The sequence below is a fragment of the Xanthomonas sp. NCPPB 4467 genome, assembly GCF_041475665.2.
Classification (GTDB): Bacteria; Pseudomonadota; Gammaproteobacteria; order Xanthomonadales; family Xanthomonadaceae; genus Xanthomonas; species Xanthomonas dyei.
Genome location: NZ_CM191260.1, coordinates 3,952,945 through 3,978,335, shown reverse-complemented (window position 1 = coordinate 3,978,335; position 25,391 = coordinate 3,952,945). Strand labels below are relative to the sequence as shown.

General features: G+C 63.6%; 15 protein-coding genes, 1 tRNA gene, 1 other RNA gene and 2 pseudogenes. 9 read left to right on the top strand and 10 right to left on the bottom strand.

Features of this window, described 5'->3' with window-relative positions; genetic code table 11:
- Nucleotides 1-49: 49 nt before the first annotated feature.
- A complete protein-coding gene (locus ACCQ06_RS17360) occupies nt 50-2,014 on the bottom strand; it encodes a glycoside hydrolase family 97 protein (RefSeq protein ID WP_316688108.1) in 1,965 nt (654 codons plus the stop codon).
- 217 nt (nt 2,015-2,231) lie between these two features.
- On the opposite strand from ACCQ06_RS17360, the gene ACCQ06_RS17355 reads away from it, so the two are divergent.
- The 4 genes and pseudogenes from ACCQ06_RS17355 to ACCQ06_RS17340 all read left to right on the top strand — a co-directional run.
- Complete coding sequence (locus ACCQ06_RS17355) at nt 2,232-5,702, top strand: glycosyl hydrolase 2 galactose-binding domain-containing protein (protein ID WP_316688106.1); 3,471 nt, start codon at nt 2,232-2,234, stop codon at nt 5,700-5,702.
- A 141-nt stretch (nt 5,703-5,843) separates the two neighbouring features.
- A complete protein-coding gene (locus ACCQ06_RS17350) occupies nt 5,844-8,780 on the top strand; it encodes a TonB-dependent receptor (RefSeq protein WP_316688105.1) in 2,937 nt (978 codons plus the stop codon).
- Between the two features lie 746 nt (nt 8,781-9,526).
- Nucleotides 9,527-11,170, top strand: a complete 1,644-nt coding sequence (locus tag ACCQ06_RS17345; RefSeq protein ID WP_316692648.1) for a glycoside hydrolase family 6 protein — start codon at nt 9,527-9,529, stop codon at nt 11,168-11,170.
- Nucleotides 11,171-11,438: 268 nt separating this feature from the next.
- Nucleotides 11,439-12,014 (top strand): annotated as a pseudogene (locus tag ACCQ06_RS17340) (cytochrome P450); the annotation flags it as partial.
- A 165-nt stretch (nt 12,015-12,179) separates the two neighbouring features.
- Here ACCQ06_RS17340 and ACCQ06_RS17335 read toward each other — a convergent pair.
- Complete coding sequence (locus ACCQ06_RS17335) at nt 12,180-13,232, bottom strand: LacI family DNA-binding transcriptional regulator (RefSeq protein WP_316688104.1); 1,053 nt, start codon at nt 13,230-13,232, stop codon at nt 12,180-12,182.
- Between the two features lie 83 nt (nt 13,233-13,315).
- Here ACCQ06_RS17335 and ACCQ06_RS17330 point away from each other — a divergent pair.
- Nucleotides 13,316-13,391, top strand: a non-coding RNA gene (locus tag ACCQ06_RS17330) — sX9 sRNA.
- Between the two features lie 37 nt (nt 13,392-13,428).
- Here the strand turns inward: ACCQ06_RS17330 and ACCQ06_RS17325 are convergent.
- From ACCQ06_RS17325 to ACCQ06_RS17310, 4 genes are all read right to left on the bottom strand, one after another.
- On the bottom strand, nt 13,429-14,847 hold the full coding sequence (locus ACCQ06_RS17325; protein ID WP_316688103.1) for a M20/M25/M40 family metallo-hydrolase: 1,419 nt from the start codon (nt 14,845-14,847) through the stop codon (nt 13,429-13,431).
- A 109-nt stretch (nt 14,848-14,956) separates the two neighbouring features.
- Nucleotides 14,957-15,388 carry a large-conductance mechanosensitive channel protein MscL gene (mscL, locus tag ACCQ06_RS17320; protein ID WP_115562733.1) on the bottom strand — a complete coding sequence of 144 codons (432 nt, stop codon included), beginning with the start codon at nt 15,386-15,388 and terminating at the stop codon, nt 14,957-14,959.
- A 61-nt stretch (nt 15,389-15,449) separates the two neighbouring features.
- Entirely contained in the window at nt 15,450-16,163 is a 714-nt protein-coding gene (locus ACCQ06_RS17315) for a fumarylacetoacetate hydrolase family protein (RefSeq protein ID WP_228324447.1), read from the bottom strand.
- A 224-nt stretch (nt 16,164-16,387) separates the two neighbouring features.
- Nucleotides 16,388-16,663, bottom strand: a complete 276-nt coding sequence (locus tag ACCQ06_RS17310; protein WP_104617508.1) for a hypothetical protein — start codon at nt 16,661-16,663, stop codon at nt 16,388-16,390.
- Between the two features lie 263 nt (nt 16,664-16,926).
- On the opposite strand from ACCQ06_RS17310, the gene ACCQ06_RS17305 reads away from it, so the two are divergent.
- Nucleotides 16,927-17,268 (top strand): Rieske (2Fe-2S) protein, encoded by a 342-nt coding sequence (locus ACCQ06_RS17305; RefSeq protein ID WP_104617509.1) that lies wholly within the window; start codon nt 16,927-16,929, stop codon nt 17,266-17,268.
- A 158-nt stretch (nt 17,269-17,426) separates the two neighbouring features.
- Here ACCQ06_RS17305 and ACCQ06_RS17300 read toward each other — a convergent pair whose 3' ends face one another.
- The 4 genes from ACCQ06_RS17300 to thiS all read right to left on the bottom strand — a co-directional run bounded on the left by ACCQ06_RS17300 (nt 17,427) and on the right by thiS (nt 21,444).
- On the bottom strand, nt 17,427-19,289 hold the full coding sequence (locus ACCQ06_RS17300) for an SLC13 family permease (RefSeq protein WP_104617510.1): 1,863 nt from the start codon (nt 19,287-19,289) through the stop codon (nt 17,427-17,429).
- 65 nt (nt 19,290-19,354) lie between these two features.
- On the bottom strand, nt 19,355-20,140 hold the full coding sequence (gene trmB / locus ACCQ06_RS17295) for a tRNA (guanosine(46)-N7)-methyltransferase TrmB (RefSeq protein ID WP_316688095.1): 786 nt from the start codon (nt 20,138-20,140) through the stop codon (nt 19,355-19,357).
- 260 nt (nt 20,141-20,400) lie between these two features.
- Nucleotides 20,401-21,195, bottom strand: a complete 795-nt coding sequence (locus ACCQ06_RS17290) for a thiazole synthase (RefSeq protein WP_104617513.1) — start codon at nt 21,193-21,195, stop codon at nt 20,401-20,403.
- Between the two features lie 48 nt (nt 21,196-21,243).
- The gene (gene thiS, locus ACCQ06_RS17285; protein ID WP_104617514.1) at nt 21,244-21,444 is read right to left on the bottom strand and encodes a sulfur carrier protein ThiS; all 201 of its coding nucleotides are present in this window, start codon (nt 21,442-21,444) and stop codon (nt 21,244-21,246) included.
- Between the two features lie 187 nt (nt 21,445-21,631).
- On the opposite strand from thiS, the gene ACCQ06_RS17280 reads away from it, so the two are divergent.
- The 3 genes and pseudogenes from ACCQ06_RS17280 to ACCQ06_RS17270 all read left to right on the top strand — a co-directional run bounded on the left by ACCQ06_RS17280 (nt 21,632) and on the right by ACCQ06_RS17270 (nt 25,229).
- Entirely contained in the window at nt 21,632-23,416 is a 1,785-nt protein-coding gene (locus ACCQ06_RS17280) for an autotransporter outer membrane beta-barrel domain-containing protein (RefSeq protein WP_316692647.1), read from the top strand.
- Nucleotides 23,417-23,532: 116 nt separating this feature from the next.
- Nucleotides 23,533-23,606: transfer RNA gene (locus tag ACCQ06_RS17275), tRNA-Gly, on the top strand.
- Nucleotides 23,607-23,673: 67 nt separating this feature from the next.
- Nucleotides 23,674-25,229 (top strand): annotated as a pseudogene (locus ACCQ06_RS17270) (tyrosine-type recombinase/integrase).
- Nucleotides 25,230-25,391: the final 162 nt, after the last annotated feature.

The window sequence follows — 25,391 nt, the reverse complement described above, 5'->3', positions numbered from 1 at the left end:
CTCCAGATGGGAGAGGGGATGGTGTTGCATCGCACCCTGGTCGCTGCGCTTATTTCTGTTGCAGCCGCACTGCCGCGCCGCCGCTTGCAGCCAGTTCCAGTTGCAGGCTGTCGTGACGGGTGAGCTTGCGGGTCTCGATGCGGACCTCGGTCGGCGCCTGGCCATCGGCATAGATCGTTGCGGTCCAGCTGCCCTTGCCCAGGAACGACAGCGGCAGCGTCAACGTGCGCGCTTGCTCGTTGGTCATCGCGCCCACGTACCAGTCCTTGCCGCTGCGCCGCGCCAGTGCGATGTGCTCGCCGATGGCGCCTTCCAGTGCACGGGTTTCGTCCCAGCTCGCCGGGACATCGCGCAGAAACTGCGCTGCGGGCACGTTTTCGTATTGCTCGGGGCTATCCGCCACCACCGCGAACGGGCTCTCGTACACCACGTACATCGCCAGCTGCTGCGCACGTGTGGTCATCACTTGCGGTGCGATGTGCTGCATCTTGAACTCGGCCGGGCGCACATTGCGGAAGCCGCCCGGCGTGTAGTCCATCGGCCCAAGCAACATGCGCGTGAACGGCAGCGTCAGGTTATGCGTGGCGGTGATGCGCGTGGTCCACTTGTTGTATTCGGCGCCGAGCACGCCTTCTTGCGTCAGATAATTGGGATAGGTACGGGTCAGGCCGGTCGGGTGATACGCACCATGCAGGTCCACCAGCAGTTTATGTTCGGCGGCCTTGCTCAGCAGGCGGTGGTAGAAGTCCACCATCTGCTGGTCGTCGCGGTCCATGAAGTCGACCTTGATGCCCTTGATGCCGATTTTTTGATACCAGGCCAGCGCCTCGTCCATGTGCGCATCGAGTGCGCGCCAGTGCGCCCACAGCCACAACCCCACATCGCGCTTGCGTGCATAGGTCACCAGACCCTGCAGGTCGAGTTGCTCTACGGGGCGACGGATATCGGCATCGCTGTTGTATTGCCCGTCGCCGGTGCTGCCGTAATACCAGCCGTCGTCGATCAACATGTATTGCAGCTTCAACTGCTGCGCGTGATCGATGTAACGCTGGATCGTGGCGGTATTCATGCCGGGATGTTCCACCCCGCCGGCAAGGTTGCCCGACCACCAATCCCACGCCGATTTACCCGCGCGCACCCAGCGCGCATCGAAGGCCGGCGGTGGATTGAGCGCAGAAATCATGGTGGATTCGATCAGGCTCGCCGGGCTGTCGCCCAGCATGATCACCCGCCACGGTGTTGCGAAATCGCGTCCCTTCGCGTCGAACGTGACCGCCATCTTCGGTTCGTCCAGGCGCGGCGACAACTTTGCCGACACGCCCAATCCGCCATCGGCGCGGCCGGTGAGATACAGGCCTGCGTAGTCGCGCAGATTCGCCTCGCCGATCGCCAGCGTGGTGCCGCGTGCATCGGTCTGGCACACCAGCGGTAACTCAAGCAGATTGTGAGGGCGCAACTTGGACGCGGCGATGGCGTCGTACTCACCCTCGTGGCTGGTTCCGAACCGGCCCAGGTTCAAGGTCCAGCATGAGTAGTCGCGTGGAAACGCAAAGCTGGTGAGCTCGTCGCGGATGCGTACCTCGCCGGCATCGGGCAGCACGTAGCGCAGCGCCACGCCATCGTCGTACGCGCGCAATTCAACGGTGAGTCGGCGTTGTTGTTGATCGGTCAACTGCACGCGCAATTGACGATAGTGATCGCGTACCTGTTGGGTCTTGCCAACCGGTAACGTAAACGTGCTGTCGTGCGTGTCGGTGCTGCTGCCCTGCACGGTCATGTTGCGGCCGAGTTTTCCGGCCTTGCCAAGATCCAGTCCGAGCGGTGCGTCGTCGAGCACCAACGTGTTGCGGTACAGCACGCGATAGCTGGGGACGCCGCCGTCGCGTAGCGTGAATTCCACTTCGGTACGTGCATCGGGCGATTGCACACGCAGGCGCTGCGCGGTTGCTGGCGTTGCGATCACACACAGCAATGCGCATGCCGCCGGTAGTGCGGACTGGATCAGGTTTCGCATAAGTCCCTCCTCCTGGGAACGCCAACCCTAACGCAGAAAGTGTTGTCGTCGATATCGCCTTGGGGTAACGTTACCTCGCACCATGGTCGCTGAAACAGGGGCGGCAGCCACGGGCGGCATCACCGGATACAACTGCGCTACGTCGATTGGATGTATGCCGGTTGCACAGAGGTGGTGTGCACCGTTGTGTGGCAGTAGAGCTTGGGAGAGGCCTCTAATGCTGATGGTTCGCAAGGCGTTCCGCCGTGGAGCGCTGTGGCTGTTGTGTGGGTGCATCGGTTGGACCGCAGTGGAGGCTGCCCCTGCCGAGATGGCCGCGCCAGGTCCTTACGATGTCCGCGTGCTTGCGGGCGGGATGGGGTTGGCAAAGACGTTCGCCGCAGATATGCCATTGCTTGCCGCCAACGCGGACTGGAGCCTGTCGGGCTGGGTGCGTCCATCGCGTGCGACGACCGGCGCAGCGTTGATTGCCGGCATTGGCGATCCGCACGCTGCGGGCCGTTACTTTGCGATCGACAACGGCACGCTCGGCTTTGTGCAGGGCGCCGACACCGTGCTGCGCAGCAAGCAGGCGCTGCCTTCCGGCACGTGGACGCACGTGACTGCGGTGGCACAAGGCAGCCGTTTGACGCTGTATGCCAATGGGCGACAGGTCGCCAGTGGTGCGGTGCGTCAAGCGGCGGCTGCACCGGTGCTGATGTTTGGTCCGCGCGAGCAGCCTGCGGCGTACACGCAGCACTTCGGTGGCGAGATTGCCGACTTCGTCGCGCGATCTGGCGCGCTGGAGACAGCGGCCATTGCGCAGCTGGCAGCGCATGCGCCCGACCCGGCGCTGCAACGGTTTGAAGATGCATCGCCGGCATGGCCGGTGCAGGTCAAGCAGATGGCCGGTCAGTTGGCACCGCAGGCCGCTGCCACCTTGCCGCGCAGCACTGCTGCATTTTCTGCACCGGTTGCCAAGCCGGCGCAGGCCGCGCCTGCATTGCAGCCGCTGGACGATGCCGCATGGCGTGTCGGTGCGTGGCAGTTGGCCGCTGCGCCGGAACTTGGCCAGGTAACGGGTGCAACGCTGTCGCGCAGCGATACGGACGCCGGCAATGCCGCCTGGCGTGTGGCGACGGTGCCGGGCACGGTGCTCACCACGCTGGTCGATCGCGGCGTGTATCCGGACCCGGATATCGGCCTCAATAACATGGCCATTCCCGAATCGCTGAGCCGGCACGACTGGTGGTACCGCAGCAGTTTCGATCTGCCTGCAGCCGCGCAAGGCAAGCGGCTGGAGTTGCTGTTCAACGGCATCAACTATGCCGGCGAAATCTGGGTCAACGGCACCCAGGTCGGACGCACCCGCGGTGCATTTGCACGCGGTCGCTTCGACGTCAGCAAGCAGCTCAGAGCCGGCCGCAATGTTATTGCGGTGCGCGTCTCGCCACCGCCGCATCCGGGTATTGCGCATGAGCAATCGATGACGGCGGGCGTGGGCGAAAACGGCGGTATGCAGGCGCTGGACGGCCCCACGTTTATCGCCAGCGAAGGCTGGGACTGGATTCCTGCGGTGCGCGATCGCAATGCTGGTCTGTGGCAGGACGTGCAACTGCACGCCAGCGGGCCGGTGACCATCGGCGACACCCAGGTAGTGACGGCGCGCCTGGCGCCGGATCACCGCCGTGCCGAACTCGACGTCACTGTGCCGCTGCGCAACGAGAGCGGCGCTGCCGTGCAGGGCAATGTCCAGTTGGCCATCGGCGATGTGCGCATCCAGCGGCAGGTCAACGTGCCCGCTGGCGGCAGCACGCTCAAGTTCACCGCGGCCGACACGCCGCAGCTGGTCATCGCCAATCCGCGCTTGTGGTGGCCCAACGGTTATGGCGAGCCGGCGCTGTATTCGCTGCAGGTTGGCGTCGATGTGGCCGGTGCGCGATCGGACGCACAGCAGCTGCGCTTCGGCATTCGCGAGGTGACCTACGAACTGTCCCTGTTCGACCAAGATGGCGCGCTGCGCCGGGTGCTGGTCGATCTCAACCAGGCACGCCGACGTGGCGAGCGCATCGTCGATGTACGGCATGAGGCGATCCGCGCGGTACCGGGCGGCAAGGCGCAATCGTTGTATCCAGGCGCACTGGCCTCGCCGGCAGTGCAGCAACTGCAAGACACCACGCTGGCGCCGCATCTGGTGCTGCGCATCAACGGCGTGCGTATTGCAGTCAAGGGCGGCAACTGGGGCATGGACGACTGGCGCAAGCGCGTCTCGCGCGAGCGGCTGGAGCCGTACTTTCGGTTGCAACGCGACGCGCATTTCAACGTGGTGCGCAATTGGGTGGGCCAGAACACCGAAGCCAGCTTTTTCGATCTGGCCGACGAATACGGCATGTTGGTGCTCAACGACTTCTGGCAGTCCACCCAGAACTACAACATGGAGCCGGCCGATGCGGCCCTGTTTCTGGACAACGCGGCTGAGGTGATCAAGCGCTTCCGCAATCATCCGTCCATCGTGTTGTGGTTCGGGCGCAACGAGGGCGTGCCGGCTCCCATCCTCAACGAAGGTCTGGACAAACTGGTTGCCGACCTAGATGGCACACGCTGGTACACCGGCAGCTCCAACGAGGTCAATCTGCAGGGCAGCGGGCCGTACAACTATCGCGAGCCGGCGGCCTATTTCAATGCGTTGGCGCAGGGCTTTTCGGTGGAAGTGGGCACGCCGTCGTTCTCCACGCTGGAGTCGTTCAAGGCGTCGGTGCCGTCAGTCGGCGACCAGTGGCCGATCGGCGATGCCTGGGCGTATCACGACTGGCATCAGTCAGGGAATGGCGATACCGCCAGTTTCATGCGGTCGCTCACCGACAAGCTGGGCGCACCGACCAGCCTGGAGGATTTCGAGCGCAAGGCGCAGCTGCTCAACTACGACACCCACCGCGCCATCTTCGAAGGCTTCAACGCCCAGCTATGGACCAAGAACAGCGGGCGTCTGTTGTGGATGAGCCATCCGGCGTGGCCCAGCAATATGTGGCAGATCTATAGCCACGATTACGACACCCACGCCGCGTACTACGGCGTGCGCAACGCGGCAGAGACCTTGCATGTGCAGATGAATCTGCCCGGTCACGAGGTGGTGGTGGTCAATAACGCGGCCGAGCCGGTGCGCGGCTTGCGCGTGCGTGCAGAGGTCTACGGCAGCGACGGCAAACTGCTGCAGCAGCGCGAACAGGCGCTGGATGCGGCCGCAGTTGCGGTCTCTGCGCCGGTACTGCAATTGGCGCCGTTGCTCAAGGACACCAATGGCCTGGGGTTTGTGCGCCTGCAATTGCTCGACCGCGATGCAGTGGTGCGCTCGCGCAACTTCTATTGGGTGGCGCGCGATGCCGCCGCCATGCGTGGGCTGGATGCGCTGGCCAAGGTACCGCTGCAGCTCACCACCCAGGTACAGGACGCCGCCGAGCCGGTGTTGCGCGCCAGCGTGCGCAATGCATCGCAACAGGTGGCACTCAATACCAAGTTGACCCTGGTGGATGCGCAAGGCCAACGCATCCTGCCGGCGTACTACAGCGACAACTATCTGAGCCTGGTGCCGGGCGAGCAGCGCGAGGTGGAAATCCGTGGGCCGTCTGCGGACACCTTGCGTAACGCCACGCTGCAAATGCGTGGCTGGAATGTCGAACCATCAACCGGCGCTGCCAACGGGCTTCCGTAGCAGCGCCAGCACGTTGCCACGCCGTGCACGTGCACGGCGTCTGCACTGACCCGCCGATCGGCGCGTCAGCCATTACTGCAGTGCCCCCCGGCATTGCCATTCGAAACGCTCGTGGATTGTCGTCATCCCTGGGAGGGGACCATGAACAAGCTGCATCGCAGTATGTGTCACACCCCGCTGGCCGCCGCGCTAGCGGCTGCACTCACCTTGGTCGCGGCAACTGCCGCAGCGCAGGAAGCCGGCAGCACCGCCGGCGTCACCGAGTTGGACAAGGTCATGGTCAAGGGCGTGCGCGGCGCGCAAGCCGAGGCCATCGAAAACAAGCGCACGGCCGCGCAGATCATCGACTCGATCTCGGCCGAAGATATCGGCAAGCTGCCTGACGTCACCATCACCGATTCGTTGCAGCGCGTGCCCGGCGTGCAGATCCGGCGTTCGGCCGGCGAGGGCTCGCAGCTCAACATCCGCGGCATGCCGCAGGTGCAGACCACGATGAACGGCGAACTGTATCTGAGCGCCGGTGGCGGCGACCAGTTCGGCCAACCGAATATCGGTCGCGCACAACCGGATTTTGTCGACATCCCGCCGACGTTGTTCAGCGGCGTGGATGTGATCAAGTCGCCCACCGCTGCCGATCTGGATGGCGGCATCAGCGGCACGGTGTCGCTCAAGACACGCCGCCCGTTCGATCTGCCCGAAGGCTGGACCTTCAGCGGCCAGGCCGAAGGGTCCTACGGCGACCGCGTGCAGGAACTCAACGAGCTGTACTCGGGGCTGGCCAGCTTCCGCACCGAGCGCTGGGGCGCATTGCTGGCGGTGTCGTACTCGGATGCCACGCTGGAAAACAAGCACCCCAGCGTGTATTCCAACGGCGCGCAGAAATCGACCGAGCAGAACGTAGGCTTCGACTTCAACGGCGACGGCCGCATCGGCAGCAATACCGATCCGTCCAATCTGCCGCGCGACTATTTCTACAACTGGGTCGCCACCGAACTGGATAACCGCAGCACTGACCGCCAGCGCACCGGCGTCAACGGCTCGTTCCAGTTCAACATCAACGACTCCTGGACGGTGCTGGCCGATGCGGCCTATACCAAGCTCGAAGATCACGACACGTCGGTGGCCGCGCAGCTGCACACCGGCTGGGCCACCAATCAGTTGCAGCCGGGATCGGTGGTCGATTCCAATGGCGTGCTCGAATACGGCCAGTTCCGCTACAACCGCTTCCAGGCGCACTCGATGGCGGGCGTCGCCGATTCGGATTCGCTCAACACCAACCTGGAACTACGCTTCGATGATGGCGGACCGTTCCGTGCGTCGTTCCGCTGGGTGCATGGCGATGCGCAGCGCACCTACGACGAAGCGCGTGCCGATGCGGTGGTGACACGTGGCGATCAGATCACGCGTGCCGGCGGCGTCACCCAATGGGCGAACGCGAACGGCTTGCCGGTGGTCGATGCCTCGGTGGATTTCCGCGGCACCTACCCGGCGGTCAACCTCGGCACCGATGTGTCCAATCCGGATAACTGGCAGCTGATGTCCACCTGGGCGCAGGGAAACAAGATCGAAGCCACGATGGATGCATTCCGCGCCGATGGCACCTTCGAGTTCGACGAAGGCGTGGTGCGCGGCTTCCAGTTCGGCATCCGCTATGGCGAGCGCGAGGTCAAGCTGGACACCTATCGCTACCTGTCGCCGGTGTCGACTGCCTGTGCAGACCCCAACCGCTCGCTGTACTACTTCAAGGACCCGCTGATTGTCGACACCTGCAGCGGCGTGTCCGAAGCGCGCCTGCTGCCGTTCAATTCCATCCCCGGCTACTGGGCGTACTTCAACGACTTCGATCCGCTCAAGGTCACCGGCCTGGGCAGTCAGGGCCTGCCGGCGATCAACCCACAGGTCATGAAAGACCCGGTGGCCTATCTCAACAGCCTGTATCCGGGCAACGTGGCCTATCAGCAGGCTGCCGATTCGTACAAGGTCACCGAAAAAAGTACCGCGGCGTATTTCCTGGCGAATCTGGAAGGCGGCACCGGCAGTGCGGTGCCGTGGACGGCCAATATCGGCGCACGCATCGTGCAGACCAAACTCGCCATCGATCAGTATCTGAGCAGCGGCAATGTGTTTATCGGCAATGTCGAATGGAACGGCGTCAGCCCGGCGATCGGTACCAATCGTCTGAATCGTCAGTACACCGATGTATTGCCTACCGCCAACCTGTCGCTGGATATCACCGATGCGCAGAAGCTGCGCTTTGCCTACAACAAGGCGGTAGCACGTCAGGATCTGCCCGATCTCGGCCGCGGCCTGGTGAGTTTCTATGCGGTCAATGGCACGCCACCGCGTAATCCCGCGCTGCCCTCCGATGCGGTGCTGTTCCTCAATGGCCGCTCCGGCAACCCGGATCTGGATCCGTACCGCGCCACCAACTACAACGCGTCGTGGGAATGGTATTTCTCCGATGCGTCGTTGCTCAGCGTGGGCGCGTTCCTGATCGACGTGAAGTCGTTCCCCACCACGGTGACCAACATAGAGCCGCAGCCCGATGCCGACGGCGTGGTGCGGCTTGGCGGCCCGGTGGAGCGCATCGTCAATGGCGGTGGCGGCAAGATCAAGGGCTTCGAAATCGGCTATCAACAGGCTTTCGATTTTCTGCCGGGTTGGCTGAGCGGTTTCGGTACCAACATCAACTACACCTTCTCCGATGCCGATACCGACAACACCGATATCGAGGGCAACACGCTTCCGATCGGCGACAACTCCAAGCACCAGGCCAATGCGGTGCTGTGGTATCAAAAGGACAAGCTGCAGGCGCGCGTGGCCTACAACTGGCGCAGCAAGCGGTTCAGTCAGGTCAATAGCGGTGCGTGGGGCGATGAGCTGGCGATCTGGAACGACGATGTCGGTTATCTGGATGCATCCTTCAGCTACGACGTCAACGATCATCTGACGCTCTACGCCCAGGCCACCAACCTCACCGGCGAAAGCGAGCGGCGTTACGCGCAGTGGACCAACCACTACTACGATCAAAACATCTTCGAGCGTCGTTACTACGCCGGTCTGCGTCTGCGCTTTTGATGTGATGTCCTGATGTGATGTCCCGATGTGCGACACGGCGCACCCCCCGCGTCGTGCCGCACATGATCTTCTGTTGTCCCTCTCCAAGCGGTCATTTCGCTTTCTTCCCGTCACCGGCATCCCGGTGCTGCAAGACGCCCGACGGCAACGTCGAGCACCCTCCCATTCGGCTGCATCGTCGGGAAGCGATGCAGCCGTTTTTTTGTGCGTGATGGCACATACATTTGTGTAGTAATGCCTGCAGTCGAAATGTCGCTATGGACAGTCTTTGGATCTGTGCCCAACCGCAATGTTTGGCGATTGCGTCTAACGGATATGCAGCGTAGTTTCCGCATGGCGAACTCACCACCCCGTTCGCAGGCACAGCATTCCACGCTGATCGCTCAATCGCTCCCTGGAGATACTCCGCATAGCACGAAGGCAACCGTTGCGACGACGACGTCGAAGCGGCCGCATCAGCCTTCAACGAATCTGAACTATTAGGTTATGTCTCGGGACACAAGCGGGCCATTGGCTTGAGTGTCTTTGTGAGGGCATGGCCCAGGTTATGCCATGCAAATGCTCTTCGGCGGGACGCCGACGGAGCGTGTTTGAGTGGCTCCGGATATTTCTGATGGGTGCCCTGAAGAGGAATAACGCAGGCCACGAAGCAGTGCTTCATGGATTTTGAATCAACACCATCCGATCACTACTAGGTGAATCTCATGAAATTCAGTAAGGGCATCCGTCATAATCTCACGCGCTCGATGGCGCTATCGCTGTTGGCATTGAATCCGTTATTTGTCGCTAGCGTCTGCGCGCAGGTGCATGTCGACAACCCCTTCGTGGGCGCAAGCGGTTATGTGAATCCCGATTACGCCAAAAAAGTCGATGCATCGATTGCCAAGGTGAAAGGCGCGCCGTTGAAGGCCAAGATGGGCGTGGTGAAGACCTTTCCCACCGCGGTCTGGCTGGATCGCATTGCCGCGATTTCCGGCGGATCGCAGAATGCCGGGCGGCTTGGGTTGAGGGGGCATCTGGATGCCGCATTGGCACAGAAAAAGGCCAATACGCCGATCACCGCCAGCTTTGTGATCTATGATCTGCCGGGCCGCGATTGTCACGCCTTGGCGTCCAATGGCGAATTGCCGCTGACACCGGCGGCGCTGGAACGCTACAAGAAAGAATATATCGACGTCATCGCGGCGATCTTCGCGGACCCAAAATACAAGGATATCCGCATCGTCAATGTGATCGAGCCAGATAGCCTGCCGAACCTTGTCACCAATTTGAACGACATGCGTTGCGCGCTGGCCAATTCCACGGGTATTTACGAGGAAGGCATCAAATACGCACTCAACAAGCTGCACGCCGTTCCCAATACCTACAACTACCTGGATATCGGTCACTCGGGTTGGTTGGGCTGGGATAGCAACCGCGGCCCGTCGATTTCGCTATATACCCGTGTGGTCCAGGGAACGAGCGCCGGGCTGGCAAGCGTCGATGGTTTTGTCACCAACACCGCCAATACCACGCCGTTGAACGAACCCAATTTGCCCAACCCCGAGTTGAGCGTGAACGGGCAGCCGATCAAGTCGTCGAAATACTACGAATGGAATCCCTATTTCGACGAGACCGATTTTACCCAGGCCCTCTACAACGGCTTTGTCGGCGCGGGCTGGCCCAGCACGATCGGCTTTATCGTCGATACCGGCCGTAACGGCTGGGGCGGGCCGAATCGTCCCGCCGTTGCGTCCGGTAGCGACATCAATACCTACGTCAACACCGGCCGCATCGACCGTCGCCTGCATCGCGGCAACTGGTGCAATCAGAGCGGGGCAGGCATTGGTGCGCTCCCCACCGCAGCGCCTGGCCCGCATCTGGATGCGTATGCGTGGGTCAAGCCGCCGGGTGAGTCCGATGGCTCCAGCACGCTCATTTCCAATAACGAAGGCAAGGGCTTCGACCGGATGTGCGACCCCACCTACACCACGGTCGATGGCGTGTTGACCGGTGCACTGGCTGGCGCGCCGATCTCCGGCGCGTGGTTCCACAATCAGTTCGTCGAGCTGGTGAACAATGCCTACCCGGCGATCGCAACCGCCAGCACTGCGGTGGCTACCTTTGCACCGATCGCGGCGCCTAGCGCAACGCGCGGCCTCACCGCCACCGTCGGCGACAGCCGGGTCAAGCTGAGCTGGTCGCCGGTGCTGGGAGCAACCAGCTACACGGTGCTGCGTCGCGCAGGTGCCGCGGGTGCGTTCAGCACGGTCGGTTCCAATGTTGCAGCGGCCTCGTATGTCGATGAGTCCGTCGCCAATGGCGCGGACTACGACTACGTGGTCACCGCAAACAGCGCGGCCGGAACCAGTACGCCATCGGCTGTGGTGCGTGCCAAGCCGACCAGGTGATGTGCGCGGTGGACATCGGTACGCCGGTGTCCACCCGTCATGGGCGGCACGCGTGGTCGCGATGACACCATCGCTGTGGTGACCTGATGATGTGTTGAACCCATGGCGGCCATCTGGCCGCCATGGTCGTTTGTGCGAAATGCGGAGTCATGTACGTCAAAGCGTGCAGTGCGGCAATGCGTTGCTGCAGGGTGAGGAATCTGTGCGCGCACGCAATGTTCTTCCCTGATCGCGTGGCGTAGCAAGCGCAATCAGGCCGCTCACGCTGCAGGCCAACGCGTCGGCGCTTGCGACAGTGACTGCGGCCGCAGACGGCTATGATGCGCGCCGCTTCGCCATGGGCTTGTATCGACGAACCGCCGCACCGGTGTGCTTCACCATTTCCACGTTGGTCGCCAACGCACTGTGGCTGGGATCGCCATTCGATCCTGCCAGTTCCAGCCGAAATATCGTCTACGAATCGCTGCGTCTGTTGCCGCCCTCCTGGAACATCTTGCGCAACGCATCGCCGGAGTATCCGCTGCTCGATCCCCGCATCGGTGTGCAAGACGACGTGTTGGTATTGCCACTCCTAAGCCACCGCGATCCTGCGCTGTGGAATTCGCCCGATGTATTTCGTCCGGAGCGCTGGGACCAGCTGGATCCCGATCAGCAGCCCGGCTATCTCCCGTTCGGGCACGCGTCGGAGCGCTGTTGGGGCAGGCACATGGTGATGCCCCTGGCCGAGCAGCTGTTTGACAGCGTGCGCCGTCAGGGATTGGCTGTCAGCCCGCGGCAGCGCCAGGCGCAGGTGCCGTTGGCGGGGCTGCTCGGTGTGTCTGAGGTCGATGTCGTGCGTTGCTAGCGTTACGCAGCTCGCTTGCCTGCATGCACGCCGCAGCGGGCGCATTGCAGCGGCACGGCTCGGATACCCGAAAGGTGCTGCCGATAGCGCGCGCACGCGCACGCACACGCCACGCTCGCAGCATCCAGCGTCAGCCAAACCGCTCCAGGTTCGCGCCTCAGCGTGTCATTCCTTGGGCGGCCCAGCCGTCGAGCCGCGCTTGACCAGGGTGTACTTCATCACCTGATGCACGCCCTGCACGGTATCGCCCTTGCGCCGCTGACGAATCGCATCTGCCAGTAACGACACGGCCGCGCGCCCCATTGCGGCGACCGGTTGATGCACGGTGGTGAGTTCGGGCCAGATGGTGGTGGCCACCGGCGTGTCGTCGAAACCGGCAACCGAAACATCTTCGGGCACACGCAAGCCCAGTCCGTGCGCGACCGCAACCGCGGCAGCCGCCATGTCGTCGTTGCTGCAGAAAATCGCCGTCGGTGGTTTGGGGTGTGCCAGCAGGCTGCGTGCGGCGAGCAGGCCCGAGTGATAGGTAAACAGTCCGTCGGCGATCAGGGTCTCTGTAATCTCCAATCCTGCAGCCTGCAAACTGTCGAGATAGCCGTTGGCGCGCAGCGCGCTCGGTGTGTGTTTGGGGTCGCCCTTGATCAGCGCGATACGGCGGTGCCCGAGTTCGATCAGATGCGCGACGATGGCGCGCGCGGCCTGATAGTCATCGATGCGCACCGAGCTGATTTGCGCCATCGGCGCGCCGCTGGCCACCGCCACCACCGGGATGCCGCGTGCATCCAGTTCGCTGATGGTCTGACGCGAATCGCACAACGGTGGCGGCAGGATCACGCCGTCCACGCCGGCCGCCAGCAAGCGCTCGGTGGCGGCGCGCTGGCTACGGATGGCGCCGCATTTTTCCACCAGCACCTGGCTGCCGTTGAGGCTGCTTTGCTCCAGCAGCCCGAGCATGAATTGATTGAGATACGCAGCGCTGGGGTTGCTGTACAACACGCCGATGCGCAACAGCCCGCTGGTGCGCAGCGAGCGGCCGGCAAGATTGGGCCGGTAGCCCAAGGCCTGCACTGAAGCTTCCACGCGTACGCGCATGTCCTGCCCGACATGCGGGTGCCGGTTGATGACGCGCGAGGCGGTCATCGGCGAGACGCCGGCATGCTTGGCGACGTCCAGCAACGTCGCCGCTGTGTTCGCACTGCGTTGCCGCTTGACCGCCATCGTGTGTGCTCGTCCTGGAGTAAGAGCCGCTAACAAAAGAACTGCGCGGCCGCCAGGCGGGCGCGGCCGGTGCTCGGAGCGGCATGTACCACTTGTACACTCCGGTTCCTCCGCGCCGGCCACACCCACCTGACGACCGCTCGCTACGTGTTGCTAGCCGCTTTAAAAAACGCATTCGCAGCGCTGCGTTGCCAGATTACTCGTTCGGCGGTTGCACAGACTTGGCGCGGCTGCCGAAATCGCCATCGGCTTCGGCCGCCAGGTACGCAAAGACGGTGTAGGCGGCGACATTCTGCGCGAGCGCCTTGGGGTCGATCTTGTCCAGCGTGTCGTCGGCGGTGTGGTGCAGGTCGAAGTAGTCGGTGCCGTCCTGCGCCAGCCATGCCCACGCGCCACCCTTGGCAGAGATCGGGCCGACATCCGGGCCGGGGCCGCCCTTGCTAGGCTCATACGCGATGCCCAGCGGTGCCAGCACCTCGGCAATCTGCTTGGTTGCTGCGCGCGACGCTTCCGGCGCAGCCGCGCCGGTGTTGAATGCATAGATGCGCCCGGCACCGAAGTCGCTCTCCGCGCCGATCTGATGCAGCGCCATGTCCTTGGCATTCTTGCCGTGCGCGGCCGCATAGGCCTTGCCGCCGTAAAGCCCTTGTTCTTCGTTGGCGAAGGCCACCACGCGGATGCTGCGCTTGGGTGCCTGCTTGAGCTGCCCGATCAGATGCCCGGCGGCCATGGTGATGGCCACGCCGGCGCCATCGTCGATCGCACCGGTGCCCAGATCCCAGGAATCCAGATGCCCGCCGATCACTACCACTTCCTTGGGCTTGCTGCGCCCGGTGATCTCGCCGATTACGTTGTACGAGGTCGCGGTGCCGTCCCAACCGCAATCCAGCGCCAGCCGGATACGTGTGGTGCCCAACGCGGCAAGACGTGCCAGCTGGTTGGCATCGGGTACCGACAAGGCGGCGGCGGGTACCGGCGTCAGGCCCTGATCGAACCGGGTGATGCCGGTATGCGGCACGCGATGCGAATCGGTGCCGGCCGAGCGCATCACAAAGCCGATCGCGCCCTTGGCAATCGCCTCGGACGGACCCTTGCTGCGCACCGCGCCGCCATTGCCGTAGTCCTTGCCATCACGCGCCTTGACCATCTGGTAATCGACAAACGCGATCTTGCCGGTCAGCGATCCTGCAGGCGCTGCCTGCAGCGCGGCCAGGGTGTCGAAGCGCACTACCTCACCTTCGACGCTGCCCCCCGGGCTGCCGCCCAATGCGGTGATGGTCAACGGTTGCGCGTGTGCACCCAGCACCGCAGCGTGTTCGCTACGACGTTCCCACTTGGGAAAGATCACCGGCTCGGTCCACACCTTGTCGAAGCCCAGCGACTGGAATTTGGCTTTGGCCCACGCCACCGCGCGCGGATCGGCGTCGCCACCGGCAATGCGTGGACCCACTTCGGTGGTGAGCGATTCCACCACTGCAAAGCCGGTGGTGTCGGCCAGGGCCTGCTCACGCAACTGCGCAGCGGTGCGCAGCGCGCTATCGGCAAGGGTGGTTTGTGCGGCAAGCGCGGGGGAACAGGCGAGCAGGGCGGAGATGGCAACAGCGAGGCGACGCATGCAGGGCGGCTCCAACGACAAGGGGGACCCCGAGCTTATCAGCGGCAGGTCCCCCGTCGGCGTGCGAAAAGTCATCCTTGTGCGCGAAGCGCACGGTGGATGTGTCCGCTTACAACGTGCCTGGCGGCTTGAGCGTGTCGTTTTTCAGCGAGTCGCGAATCTCGCGCAGCAACAGCACTTCTTCGCTCGGGCCTTTGGGAGCGTCCGGCTTGCGCTGGGTGAGGCGATTGATCAGCTTGACCACCAGAAAGATCGCGAAGGCAATGATCACGAACTGCACGACGGTGTTGATGAAGTCGCCATAGCCGATCGCCACGGCGGGAATGTCCTTGCCGGTGGCATCGACGCCGGCGGGTTTGAGCACCCACGCCAACCGCGAAAAATCCACATTGCCGATGGCCCAGCCGATCGGCGGCATGATGATTTTTTCCACCAGCGCGGTGACGATCTTGCCGAACGCCGCGCCGATGACCACACCGACCGCAAGATCGACAACGTTGCCGCGCATCGCGAATTGCTTGAATTCGCTGACCATTCCCATGACGCACTCCAGAGGCGGACGCGGACCGACTGCCGCTGTGCTGATCCTAGCCCGGCCGATGTCAGCCCGCGATGATGCCGTGGCGTTCGGCTACATTTTCCAGGCGCGCACTGAACTGATCGCCCGGCAGCAACGGACCGACGCCGGCCGGTGTGCCCATGAAGATCAGGTCGCCTGCGCGCAGTGCATACAGCTTGGATAGCTCATGCAGAATTTCCGGCACGTTCCAGATCATCTGATCCAGCAACGATTGCTGACGTACCTGTCCGTTGACCTCCAGCGACAGGTTCAACGCCTCCAGCGCGCCCACTTCGCCGGCGTGCACCAGCTCGCTGATCGGTGCGGAGTGATCGAACCCTTTGGCGATGTCCCACGGCAGGCCCTTGGCCTTGGCCGCGGCCTGCAGATCGCGACGGGTCAGGTCCAGGCCCACGCCATAGCCATAGATCAGGCCTTCGGCTTGCGCTAGCGGCAACTCACCGGCCGGCGCGTCGCTGCCCAAGGCCACCACCAGCTCCACTTCGTGATGCAGCTCCTTGGTGCCGGGCGGGTAGGGGATCTGGTCGCCGTGGCCAACCACGATGGCATCGGCAGGCTTCATGAAAAAGGTCGGCTGGCCTCGCTCGGCCTTGGAGGCCGGTGCGGTGGCGCCCATCTCGCGCGCGTGATCGGCAAAGTTACGGCCTACGCAGTAGATGCGGTGGACCGGAAAGTTGCCGCCACCCACCACCGGAATGCGCGGAACATCGGCAGCGGGAATCACATCGTGGGTCATGCACGCATCCTCGGAACGGGACGCGTGAGTCTAGCCGCTTGGCCGTGTACGACGGAACCTTCGCTAGTGAAGTGTGCGGCAGCTCATTCGCTGGCACTGCAGACCGCTGTAACCATCAGCGACCAAAAACGCGAATCGGCATGCCCGCAGACATGCCGATTTAAGATGTCGACGATGTGCAGCCCGGCGCAAGACGCGCCGGGTATGCGGCGAGCGCGACGCGCTCAGTGCGACATCGGCAGCGCGGGTTTGCGCACCACGCGGTATTCGGCCTCGACAACGCGCGCTTGCTGCGGCGTGCGTCGGTTCGACTTGCTCAACAGTTTCCAGGCGACGCCGCCCAGAATCATTGCCGCGCCGACGAACACACTGAAGAAGATCAGCACCGCAAGGATCACCAAACCTGCGAGACCGGCGGCAACGCGCACCAACGGGTGGCGCGGCTTGCGTGGCGCAAACAGGTGGTGGAGGTTGCCGAATTGGAAGATACGTGCAGGCATGGCGGTGGGCTGCCGGGCAGGAAACAAGCGCGCAGTATCGTTGCGGTTTCATGTCATTGAGTGAAAAGTTCGTTAATTCGATCGCTGTTTTGTTAAGTGCATCACGCTGCGTGTGCTGGTCGGAGTCTGCCGTGGCGTCTGAATGACGGGTGTTTACAGGCCAGCTTGCTTGTGCCGCCTGCACCGACAGGGCGCTGCGCTGCGCACAGTGCCTGTGCTGACACATGCCACAATCGGCGACCGTTCTTCGCACTCGTTGCCCCATGTCATCGTCCTTACCGACCGCGCTCGCCACTTTGGCGCAGATTCCCGATGCCGGATTTCTGGAAGTGGAAGCCGCCTGGGAAGACAGCCCGGAGTCGCTGGTGCTGTATCGCGAAGGTGCACAGGTCCGTGCATGGTTGAACGTCTGCCCGCATGCCGGACGCCGGCTGGATTGGGCGCCGGGTCAGTTCCTCAAGACCAAGGACGGCCATCTGGTCTGCGCTGCGCATGGCGCCGCGTTCGAGCTGGTCGCGGGGCAATGCATCAGCGGCCCGTGTCGCGGTCAATCGCTCGTCGCCGTGCCGGTACGCATCGACGGCGAGCACGTAGTGCTCGGATAGAAGCCGACAACGCGCTCGCGCTGCAGCCCGATGGGTGTGCACCGCGGCGCTTGGTGTGAGGGAAATCGAGGATGCGCTGTCGCAAGCAGGTCGGTGCGCGTGAGGTCATGCGGTGTCAGCATCCGCCGATGACTGGCAAACCCGCAGCACGCCAATCCTCAGCGCGCCGCCCACCAGAACATCAGATTGATCATCGACACCATCACCACGATGTAGATCAGCGACAGCGGTGCGCCCACGCGCCACAACTCGCGCGGCTGATAGTTGGCCGGGCCGGCCACCATCGAGATCACCGGGTTGGAGGCGGTCATCAGATTGTTGGACGCCGACAACGCCACGATCAGCGCAAACGCAGTGGGGTTGCCGTTGGCCGCCAGCGCCAGATTGACCGCAATCGGCACCATCACGATGGTTGCGCCCACATGGCTGATGACCAATGAAAATGCGGTCGTCAACAACGCCAGGCTGATTTCCAGCGCCCACACCGGAACGCCTTCGGGCAGGCGGTCGATGGTGTGACCGGCCACCCAGGCTGCGGTGCCGCTGCTGTCCATCGCCCAGCCGAGCGGAATCAAGCCGGCCATCATGAAGATGGTCTTCCAGTTGATCGAGGCGTAGGCCTCGTCCATGCGCAACACGCCGCTGACCAGCATGCAGGCCACACCGGTCATCAGCGTCAGCGCTACCGGCAGGCGCGAGGTCAGCGCGATCAGGATGGTGAAGGCGAAGATCGCCATCGCGATCTTGAACTTGTGCGGACGCTGCTCACCCTTGGGAAAGTCGGTGACCGGCACGAAGTCGCGGCTTTCCGCCGCCTGCGCCAGGTCCTGCCAGATGCTGTGGAACACCAGCATGTCGCCGGCGCGCAGCGGCTCGTTGCGCACGTCTTCGCGGATCACCTGCTTGTCGCGGTTGATCGCCAGCAGGCTGATGCCGCTCTGCTTGCGCAAGCGCAGTTCGCCGGCGCTCTTGCCGATCAGGCGCGAGTTGGGCGGAATCACCGCTTCGGAAATACCCGCAAGGCTGGGGTTGAACAGGTCGCCCAGGTTGCGCAGCCGCGAGGACATGCGCAGGAAGTGGTTCTGCGCAAAGTCTGTCACCTCCTGGCGCTTGCCCATCGCACCCAGCACGCTGCCGACCCAGATGCGCATGTCCGCTGGCGGGGCAAGTCGGGTGTCGTTGCCGGTCTTCAGGGCCAGCAGCAGCGGCGCGTCGTGAATGGCTTCGGCTTCGCCCAGGGTCATGCCGACCAGCGGGCTCTCGGCGGTCACGGTGAGCTCGAACACATCGCCGTCGATGCCGTAGGTCTTGGCGAAATAGCTTTCGGTGCGCGATGGCGTGACGCCTTCGTTGATCAGGCTTTCCTCTTCGATCAGCTTGCGATCGCCGTAGAAGCGGAAGTACAGCAGCGCGGCGATCAGCAAGGCCAGGCCGATCGGCAAGGGCGCGAACATCGTCAACGGCTCGATGCTGGCCATGCCCGAGGGCAGGTTGTTGTTGGCCGAGACCAACAGATCGTTGAGCAGAATCAACGGCGAATTGCCCACCATGGTGAGCGCGCCGCCCATCACGATGGCTGCAGCGATGGGCAACAACATGCGTTGCAGGGTCAGCCCGGTGCGCGCCGCCAGCCGCGAAGCCACCGGCAGATACAAGGCCATCACCGACGGGTTTTGCATGAACGAGGAGTTCAAGCCGGAGATGGCCAGCGTCATCATCATCAAGCGCTGCTCGCTGCCGTGCGAACGCCGCAGCAGCCAGGTGGCCAGCCGGTTCAACGCGCCGGTGCGCTCCAACCCGGCACCAAGAATGGTGGTGGCGATGATGCTCATCACCGCATTACCGGAAAAGCCGCCGAACAATTCTTCCGGCGCCACCAGCCCGGTGACGCCCAGCACCACCAGCACGATCAAGGCCACCACATCGGCGCGGATGCGCTCGAACAGAAACATCGCCATCGTGAAACCGACCAGCCCGAGGACGAGCTTCATATCGTTGGTCAGTGTCAGCGCGGTATCCATTGGGGGCCGGGAATGGGGAGTCGGGAATGGGGAATGGAAAAAGCGAAGACGCTGACGCTGGCAAATTATCCGGGCGCCGCTGCCGTGTGCCCTTGCGATTCCCCATTCCCTATTCCCCATTCCCTGTCGTAGAGCAGATCCCAGACGCCGTGGCCGAGTTTCTGGCCGCGGGTTTCGAAGTGGGTCTGCGGGCGCCAGGCTGGGCGTTCGACGTGACCGCGCGGTCCGGCGCGATTGACCAGGCCCGCTGTGGCGTCGAGGACGTCCCACATCTGTTCGGCGTAATCGGCCCAATCGGTGGCGGCATGCAGACGGCCGCCCTCGCGCAGCTTGCGCACCAGCAACTGTGCGAAGGCCGGCTGGATCAGGCGACGCTTGTTGTGGCGTTTTTTGTGCCACGGGTCGGGGAAGTAGATGCGCACTTCATCCAGCGCGCCATCGGCGATCTCGTGCTCGAGCACTTCCACCGCATCGTGGTGATACAGACGCACATGCGTGCTGCCGTCATCGTCCAGCGCATTGAGCAGCCGGCCGACGCCGGGCGCATGCACTTCGATACCGATGTAGTCGCGGCTGGGGTCGTGCTGCGCGGCAAAGCGCAACGCCGTGCCATTGCCGAAGCCGATTTCCAGCACCTTGGGCGCGGGACGGCCGAACGTAGCATCCAGGTCGCGACGCTCCCCGGTGTAATCCAGCCCGAAGCGTGGCCACAACTCATCGAAGGCGCGCTGCTGCGCGGGCGTGAAGCGGCCCTGGCGCAGCACGAAGCTGCGCACCTGGCGGCGCCCCTCTTCGATGGTGAAGGGCTTGGGCGGCATCTTGGCGCCGTCGCTGGTGAAAGGGTCTGTCATGAAATGTCAGTCACATCGGAAAACAAAAGCCCCTCTCCCGTCGGGGGCGAGGAGGCACAGCTTGCGCGCCGTAGGCGCGCGTGCATAGGAGCACCCGCGACGCAGGCGCGGGCCGGGCCGGGGCGCGGAGCGGGGGGTGGGGTGAGGGTCCGGCGTGCCGAGGGCACTCGCAGCAACGCGCGATCCAGCAACGGCAACACCCGGCACGTCACACGGCCAATCACTGCGCATCGACTGCAATATCAGCGCAGCACAGCCACTCATCCGATCACACCATCGACCGGGCTCGACGCCGAGGCATAGCGCTTGCGCGGAATCCGCCCGGCCAGAAACGCCTCGCGCCCGGCCTCGATCGCCTTGCGCATCGCGCTGGCCATCAGGATCGGATCGCGCGCCCCGGCAATGGCGGTATTCATCAACACGCCGTCGCAGCCCAGCTCCATCGCAATCGCCGCGTCCGATGCCGTGCCCACGCCGGCATCGACGATGATCGGCACCTTGGCGTTTTCGATGATTTCCAGCAGGTTGTACTTGTTCTGGATGCCCAGGCCCGAGCCGATCGGCGCGGCCAGCGGCATCACTGCCACGCAGCCGATCTCTTCCAGGCGCTTGGCCAGGATCGGGTCGTCGGAGGTATAGACCATCACCTCGAAGCCATCGGCCACCAACTGCTCGGCGGCCTTGAGCGTCTGCACCACGTCCGGGTACAGCGTGCGCGCGTCGCCCAGCACTTCCAGCTTGGTGAGGTTGTGGCCGTCGAGCAGCTCGCGGGCCAGCCGGCAGGTGCGCACCGCGTCTTCGGCGGTGTAGCAGCCGGCGGTATTGGGCAGCAGCGTGTAGCGATCCGGCGGCAGCACATCGAGCAGGCTGGGCGCGTTGGGGTCCTGGCCGATGTTCACGCGGCGGATCGCCACGGTCACGATCTCGGCGGCGGCGGCCTCGGTGGCCAGGCGGGTTTCGTCCAGATCCTTGAACTTGCCGGTGCCGGTCAGCAGGCGCGAACGGTAGCGTTTGCCGGCGATGACCAGCGCATCAGAGGGGGCGGAATTCGTCATCCGGCAATTATCACCGATCGGGCGCGAATGCGCCGACCGCGCAGGCCATCAACCGCCCCCCAATGCGTGCACGATCTCCACCACATCGCCCTCGCGCAATGCATGCTCGGCGTGCCGTCCGCGCGACACGATTTCGCCATTGACCTCTACTGCCACACGTCGCTGTGCAAGCCCTTCCTGCTCGAGCAGGGCCGCCAGCGGCAGGTGATCGGGAAGCGTGCGCGGGCTGCCGTTGAGTTGAATGTTCATGTCATCATTGTGGCATCGCGCGCCGTCAGGACGCGCGTTTTGCGTTATGCGGCGGTGCAGCGTGAGCGCGGGCGGCGAGGGTGAAACCATTGCCATTCGCCGGCGTACGTATGCAGCCAGGTCCGGTCCCATCCACTTTCAAGCAGGCACTCCCATGGCTTCAACACTTCGCCCGATCCGCTCCCTGATGGCCGTTGCCATCGCTATCGCGGCCACCCCGGCCATGGCCGAGTCGGCCTTCGACCAGACCGTCTTCTTCGGCGACAGCCTCACCGACAGCGGCTACTACAACCCGCTGCTGCCGGCCGCCTCGCGCGCAGTCACAGGCAAGTTCACCACCAACCCGGGTTGGGTGTGGGCCGAATATGTCGGCGACCACTTCGGCACTAATGCTGCGCCCAACGGCAATGGCCAGACCGGCGACAACTACGCTGCCGGCGGCGCGCGCATCCAGGCCAGCTCGGTCAGCGCGCTCGGCGCCGCCCCGTCGGTGACCAGTCAGATCAACACCTACCTCACCGCCAACGGCGGCCGCGCCAACCCGAATGCGCTCTACACCGTGTGGGGCGGCGCCAACGATCTGCTCGCCGCAGCCGCCGCGCCGGCACAGGCGCAGGCCATCATCGGCAGCGCGGTGACCGCTCAGGTCGGCGCCGTGGCGACCTTGCAGAATGCCGGCGCGCGTTACGTCATGGTGCCGACCATTCCGGACGTCGGTATCACCCCGCGCTTCCGCGCTGGCGGCGCCGTCGCAATGGCCCAGGGCACTGGCGCTGCGACCGCTTACAACACCGCGCTGTTCAACGGCCTGCAGTCGGCCGGTCTGCGTGTGATCCCGGTCGACACCTTCCACATGGTGCAGGAAATCGTCGCCGCACCGGGCACCTTCGGCTTTACCAACGTCACCAACACCGCCTGCAACCCGGCCGTGCCGCTGCCAGCATGCAACCCGACCAGCCTGGTCGCGGCCAACGCGCAAAACACCTATGTGTTCGCCGACGGCATCCACCCGACTACTGCGGTCCATAAGATCCTGGGCCAGTACGCGATCTCGCTGCTGGAAGCGCCGCGTCTGCAGCAGGTGCTGACCCATTCGGCGCAGGCCGGTGGCCGCGCGCGTGCCGACCAGGTGGCCTGGCATCTGGACGGCAAGCCGGACGCCGATGGTCTGCGCTGGTGGGGTAGCGTGCGTGGCGACATGCAGCGCTACGACCACGCCGATCTGTACGACGGCATGGCGCCGGCCGGCCTGTTCGGCGTGGATTGGAGCGCTGGCGACCTGGTGTTCGGCGGCTTTGCCGGCTTTGGCCGCATGGACGCCGACTTCGGCAACCGTAACGGCAGCTTCAAGCAGGACGACACCACCCTGGGCGGCTTCTTCGGCTGGTACACCGGCCCGGTGTGGGTCAACGCGCAGCTCAGCTACAGCTGGCTGAGCTACGACGTGGACCGCGAAGTCCAGCTCGGGCCGGCCACCCGCGTGCACAGCGGCTCGCCGGACGGCAGCAACCTCACCGCCGCCGTCAACGCCGGCTATTCGCTGGGCGAAGGCAACGTCAAGTACGGCCCGGTGGTCGGCCTGACCTGGCAGAAGCTCAAGCTCGACGGCTACACCGAAAGCAACGAGAGCTCCACCGCGCTGGGATATGCCGACCAGGACATCGACTCGCTGGTCGGCCGCATCGGCTTCCAGGTGCGTCTGGACGGTGCGGCGGTCAAGCCGTACGTGCAGGCGACCTACGACCACGAGTTCAAGGACGGCGGCGAAGCCAGCGCCTGGCTGCAGTCGATGCCGGAAGTGGGCATGTACACCGTGCCGGGCCAGAACTTCGACCGCAATTACGCCACCGTGGTGCTGGGCGCGCGTACCGGCCTGTGGGGCCTGCAGAGCAACGTGGGCCTGAGCACCACCACTGCTCAGCGCAGCGCCCGCGACGCCACCTTGTTTGTGAACTTCAGCGGCAATTTCTGATCGCGCCGACTGGCTGGGTAGCACTTATGTAAGACACGAGGGCCGGGCAACCGGCCCTCGTCACGTCTGCGCATTGCGCCCGACACCTGCACCCGCCTAAACTCTCCCCACGCCGCGCGGGCGTAGCTCAATGGTAGAGCTGTAGCTTCCCAAGCTACTGACGAGGGTTCGATTCCCTTCGCCCGCTCCAGAGCTTCTACTCAGTCCGTAACTGTTTGATTGAGTTGGATATTCAGGCCGATTGATGATTCCGAGCGATGCCCCCTGAGGTATCAATCGAGGTATCAATCTTGCCCAAGCCTCTGATGATTGCGCGCTCGGCAGGCCTGTATGCGCGCTTCTTTGTTCCCACCGATCTTCGAGCCTCCATCGGCTCGCGTTACCTTGTCCGATCGCTGGGAAACCGTCGCGGTGACCACGCCAGGCTGGCGGCGGCTACGATGGGGATGGCACTATCGATTGCATTCGATGCCATGCGGAAAGGGATTGCCGTGGACGTGGACGAGCTGCTGAAGAAGTTTCGGGATGGAGAGATCTACGAGTTGACACTGCACGATGTGAAGCTGCCCAACGGCACTCGCATCGCCCAAGCCCAGCTGGACACGCCCGCGGATGCGGTGTTGTTTAGCGACCTGATGGCCAGAGCTGGAGCAGACGGATCCTCCAGCATCGTCACCCCAAAGATGCCCAAACGTCCGAAGATTAACTGGGACGCGGATGAGCCCAGGACAGGCAAGTCTGCGGGCGGGTTGATGCTGTCGAAGGCAATGGCCGATCATTTGAGGGACCTGGCCGGGGCGCGCTTGCATCAGAAGACTGTGCTCGAAAGCCGCCACACGCTGCGCCTGTTTGCCGGGATCATCGGCAAGGACGTGCCCGTCGCGTCGCTGTCCCAGGATCACGTGCGGGCCTTCTTTGAGGGCGTGCGGTATTGGCCGTCGAATGCGACCAAGCGGCCGGCCTATCGGGACCTGTCGGTGCCTGACGTCATCAAGCTGGCGAAGAAGAACCAGGAGCCAGAGCCGGCGGCGTGGACGATGGCTAAGCACCGGCAGCGGTTGAGCGTCTTCCTGGTGTCGCTGGTCGAAGGCAAGCATCTGGCGGTGAACCCGCTGGCAGGCATCCGGGCGATTTCCACGCCGGATTCGGAAGATACGGGCTCGCCTTTTACGGATGCCGAGTTGAAGGCCATCTTCGACCCGGTCGAGTTTCCGAAGTGGGCTTCGAAGTATCCGCATCGCTGGTTTGGGCCGATCTTGGGCCTCTACTCGGGCGCCCGTGTCAACGAGATCGCGCAGCTTCGGCTGGAGGACATCGACACCATCGACGGGGTGCCTGGCTTCTTTGTCCGCAAGATCGGGAAGAAGCAGAGCATCAAGAACAAGCACAGCCGGCGGTTCATTCCGCTGGCTCAGCCGGTGATCGATTGCGGATTCCTAGATTACGTTAAAGAGGCCCGGCAAGCTGGGGTTGAGCGGTTGTTCCCAGACCTACCCAACTCGACCGGGCTGGGTTATGGGCGCAGCTGAGCCGCCAGTTCTCCGTCTACATCAAGCGGCAAGGAGTGTTGGAGAAGGGCCAGGGGTTCCACGGGTTCCGCCATACCATTGCTTCAAAGCTCGACGAGGCGGGGGTGTCGGCTTCGGCGATTGGGGCGCTCACGGGCCATGGGAGTGGACAGACCGTGCTCGAGAGGTTCTATATTGATCGGCGGAGCTTGCCGGACCGGGTGGCGACGCTTGCCAAATTTATTCCGCCTGTATTGATTCCCACATATAAGCCGGATGAATTTGAAATCAATTTGCGCAGATGAAAGGCCCTATGAATGATGAGCTTGTTGATGCCTACTGGAAGGCGCGCTCCAATCGGATAGAAGCTTTTTTTCCGGGACCTGGAACATAGATCAATATTGAAAGTGGGTTCCGCCGTGTCGTAAGGGATGTCCTCGAAAATCACAACCATTAAGAGGGATGGC

Excerpts from the sequence above, each read along its gene's own strand:
- ACCQ06_RS17280 (WP_316692647.1), top strand. The coding sequence starts at position 21,632 with ATGGCCGTTGCCATCGCTATCGCGGCCACCCCGGCCATGGCCGAGTCG.
- ACCQ06_RS17300 (WP_104617510.1), bottom strand. The coding sequence starts at position 19,289 with ATGGATACCGCGCTGACACTGACCAACGATATGAAGCTCGTCCTCGGG.
- ACCQ06_RS17290 (WP_104617513.1), bottom strand. The coding sequence starts at position 21,195 with ATGACGAATTCCGCCCCCTCTGATGCGCTGGTCATCGCCGGCAAACGC.
- trmB (WP_316688095.1), bottom strand. The coding sequence starts at position 20,140 with ATGACAGACCCTTTCACCAGCGACGGCGCCAAGATGCCGCCCAAGCCC.
- ACCQ06_RS17335 (WP_316688104.1), bottom strand. The coding sequence starts at position 13,232 with ATGGCGGTCAAGCGGCAACGCAGTGCGAACACAGCGGCGACGTTGCTG.
- ACCQ06_RS17345 (WP_316692648.1), top strand. The coding sequence starts at position 9,527 with ATGGCGCTATCGCTGTTGGCATTGAATCCGTTATTTGTCGCTAGCGTC.
- ACCQ06_RS17310 (WP_104617508.1), bottom strand. The coding sequence starts at position 16,663 with ATGCCTGCACGTATCTTCCAATTCGGCAACCTCCACCACCTGTTTGCG.
- ACCQ06_RS17325 (WP_316688103.1), bottom strand. The coding sequence starts at position 14,847 with ATGCGTCGCCTCGCTGTTGCCATCTCCGCCCTGCTCGCCTGTTCCCCC.
- ACCQ06_RS17360 (WP_316688108.1), bottom strand. The coding sequence starts at position 2,014 with ATGCGAAACCTGATCCAGTCCGCACTACCGGCGGCATGCGCATTGCTG.
- ACCQ06_RS17315 (WP_228324447.1), bottom strand. The coding sequence starts at position 16,163 with ATGACCCACGATGTGATTCCCGCTGCCGATGTTCCGCGCATTCCGGTG.
- ACCQ06_RS17355 (WP_316688106.1), top strand. The coding sequence starts at position 2,232 with ATGCTGATGGTTCGCAAGGCGTTCCGCCGTGGAGCGCTGTGGCTGTTG.
- ACCQ06_RS17305 (WP_104617509.1), top strand. The coding sequence starts at position 16,927 with ATGTCATCGTCCTTACCGACCGCGCTCGCCACTTTGGCGCAGATTCCC.
- thiS (WP_104617514.1), bottom strand. The coding sequence starts at position 21,444 with ATGAACATTCAACTCAACGGCAGCCCGCGCACGCTTCCCGATCACCTG.
- ACCQ06_RS17350 (WP_316688105.1), top strand. The coding sequence starts at position 5,844 with ATGAACAAGCTGCATCGCAGTATGTGTCACACCCCGCTGGCCGCCGCG.
- mscL (WP_115562733.1), bottom strand. The coding sequence starts at position 15,388 with ATGGGAATGGTCAGCGAATTCAAGCAATTCGCGATGCGCGGCAACGTT.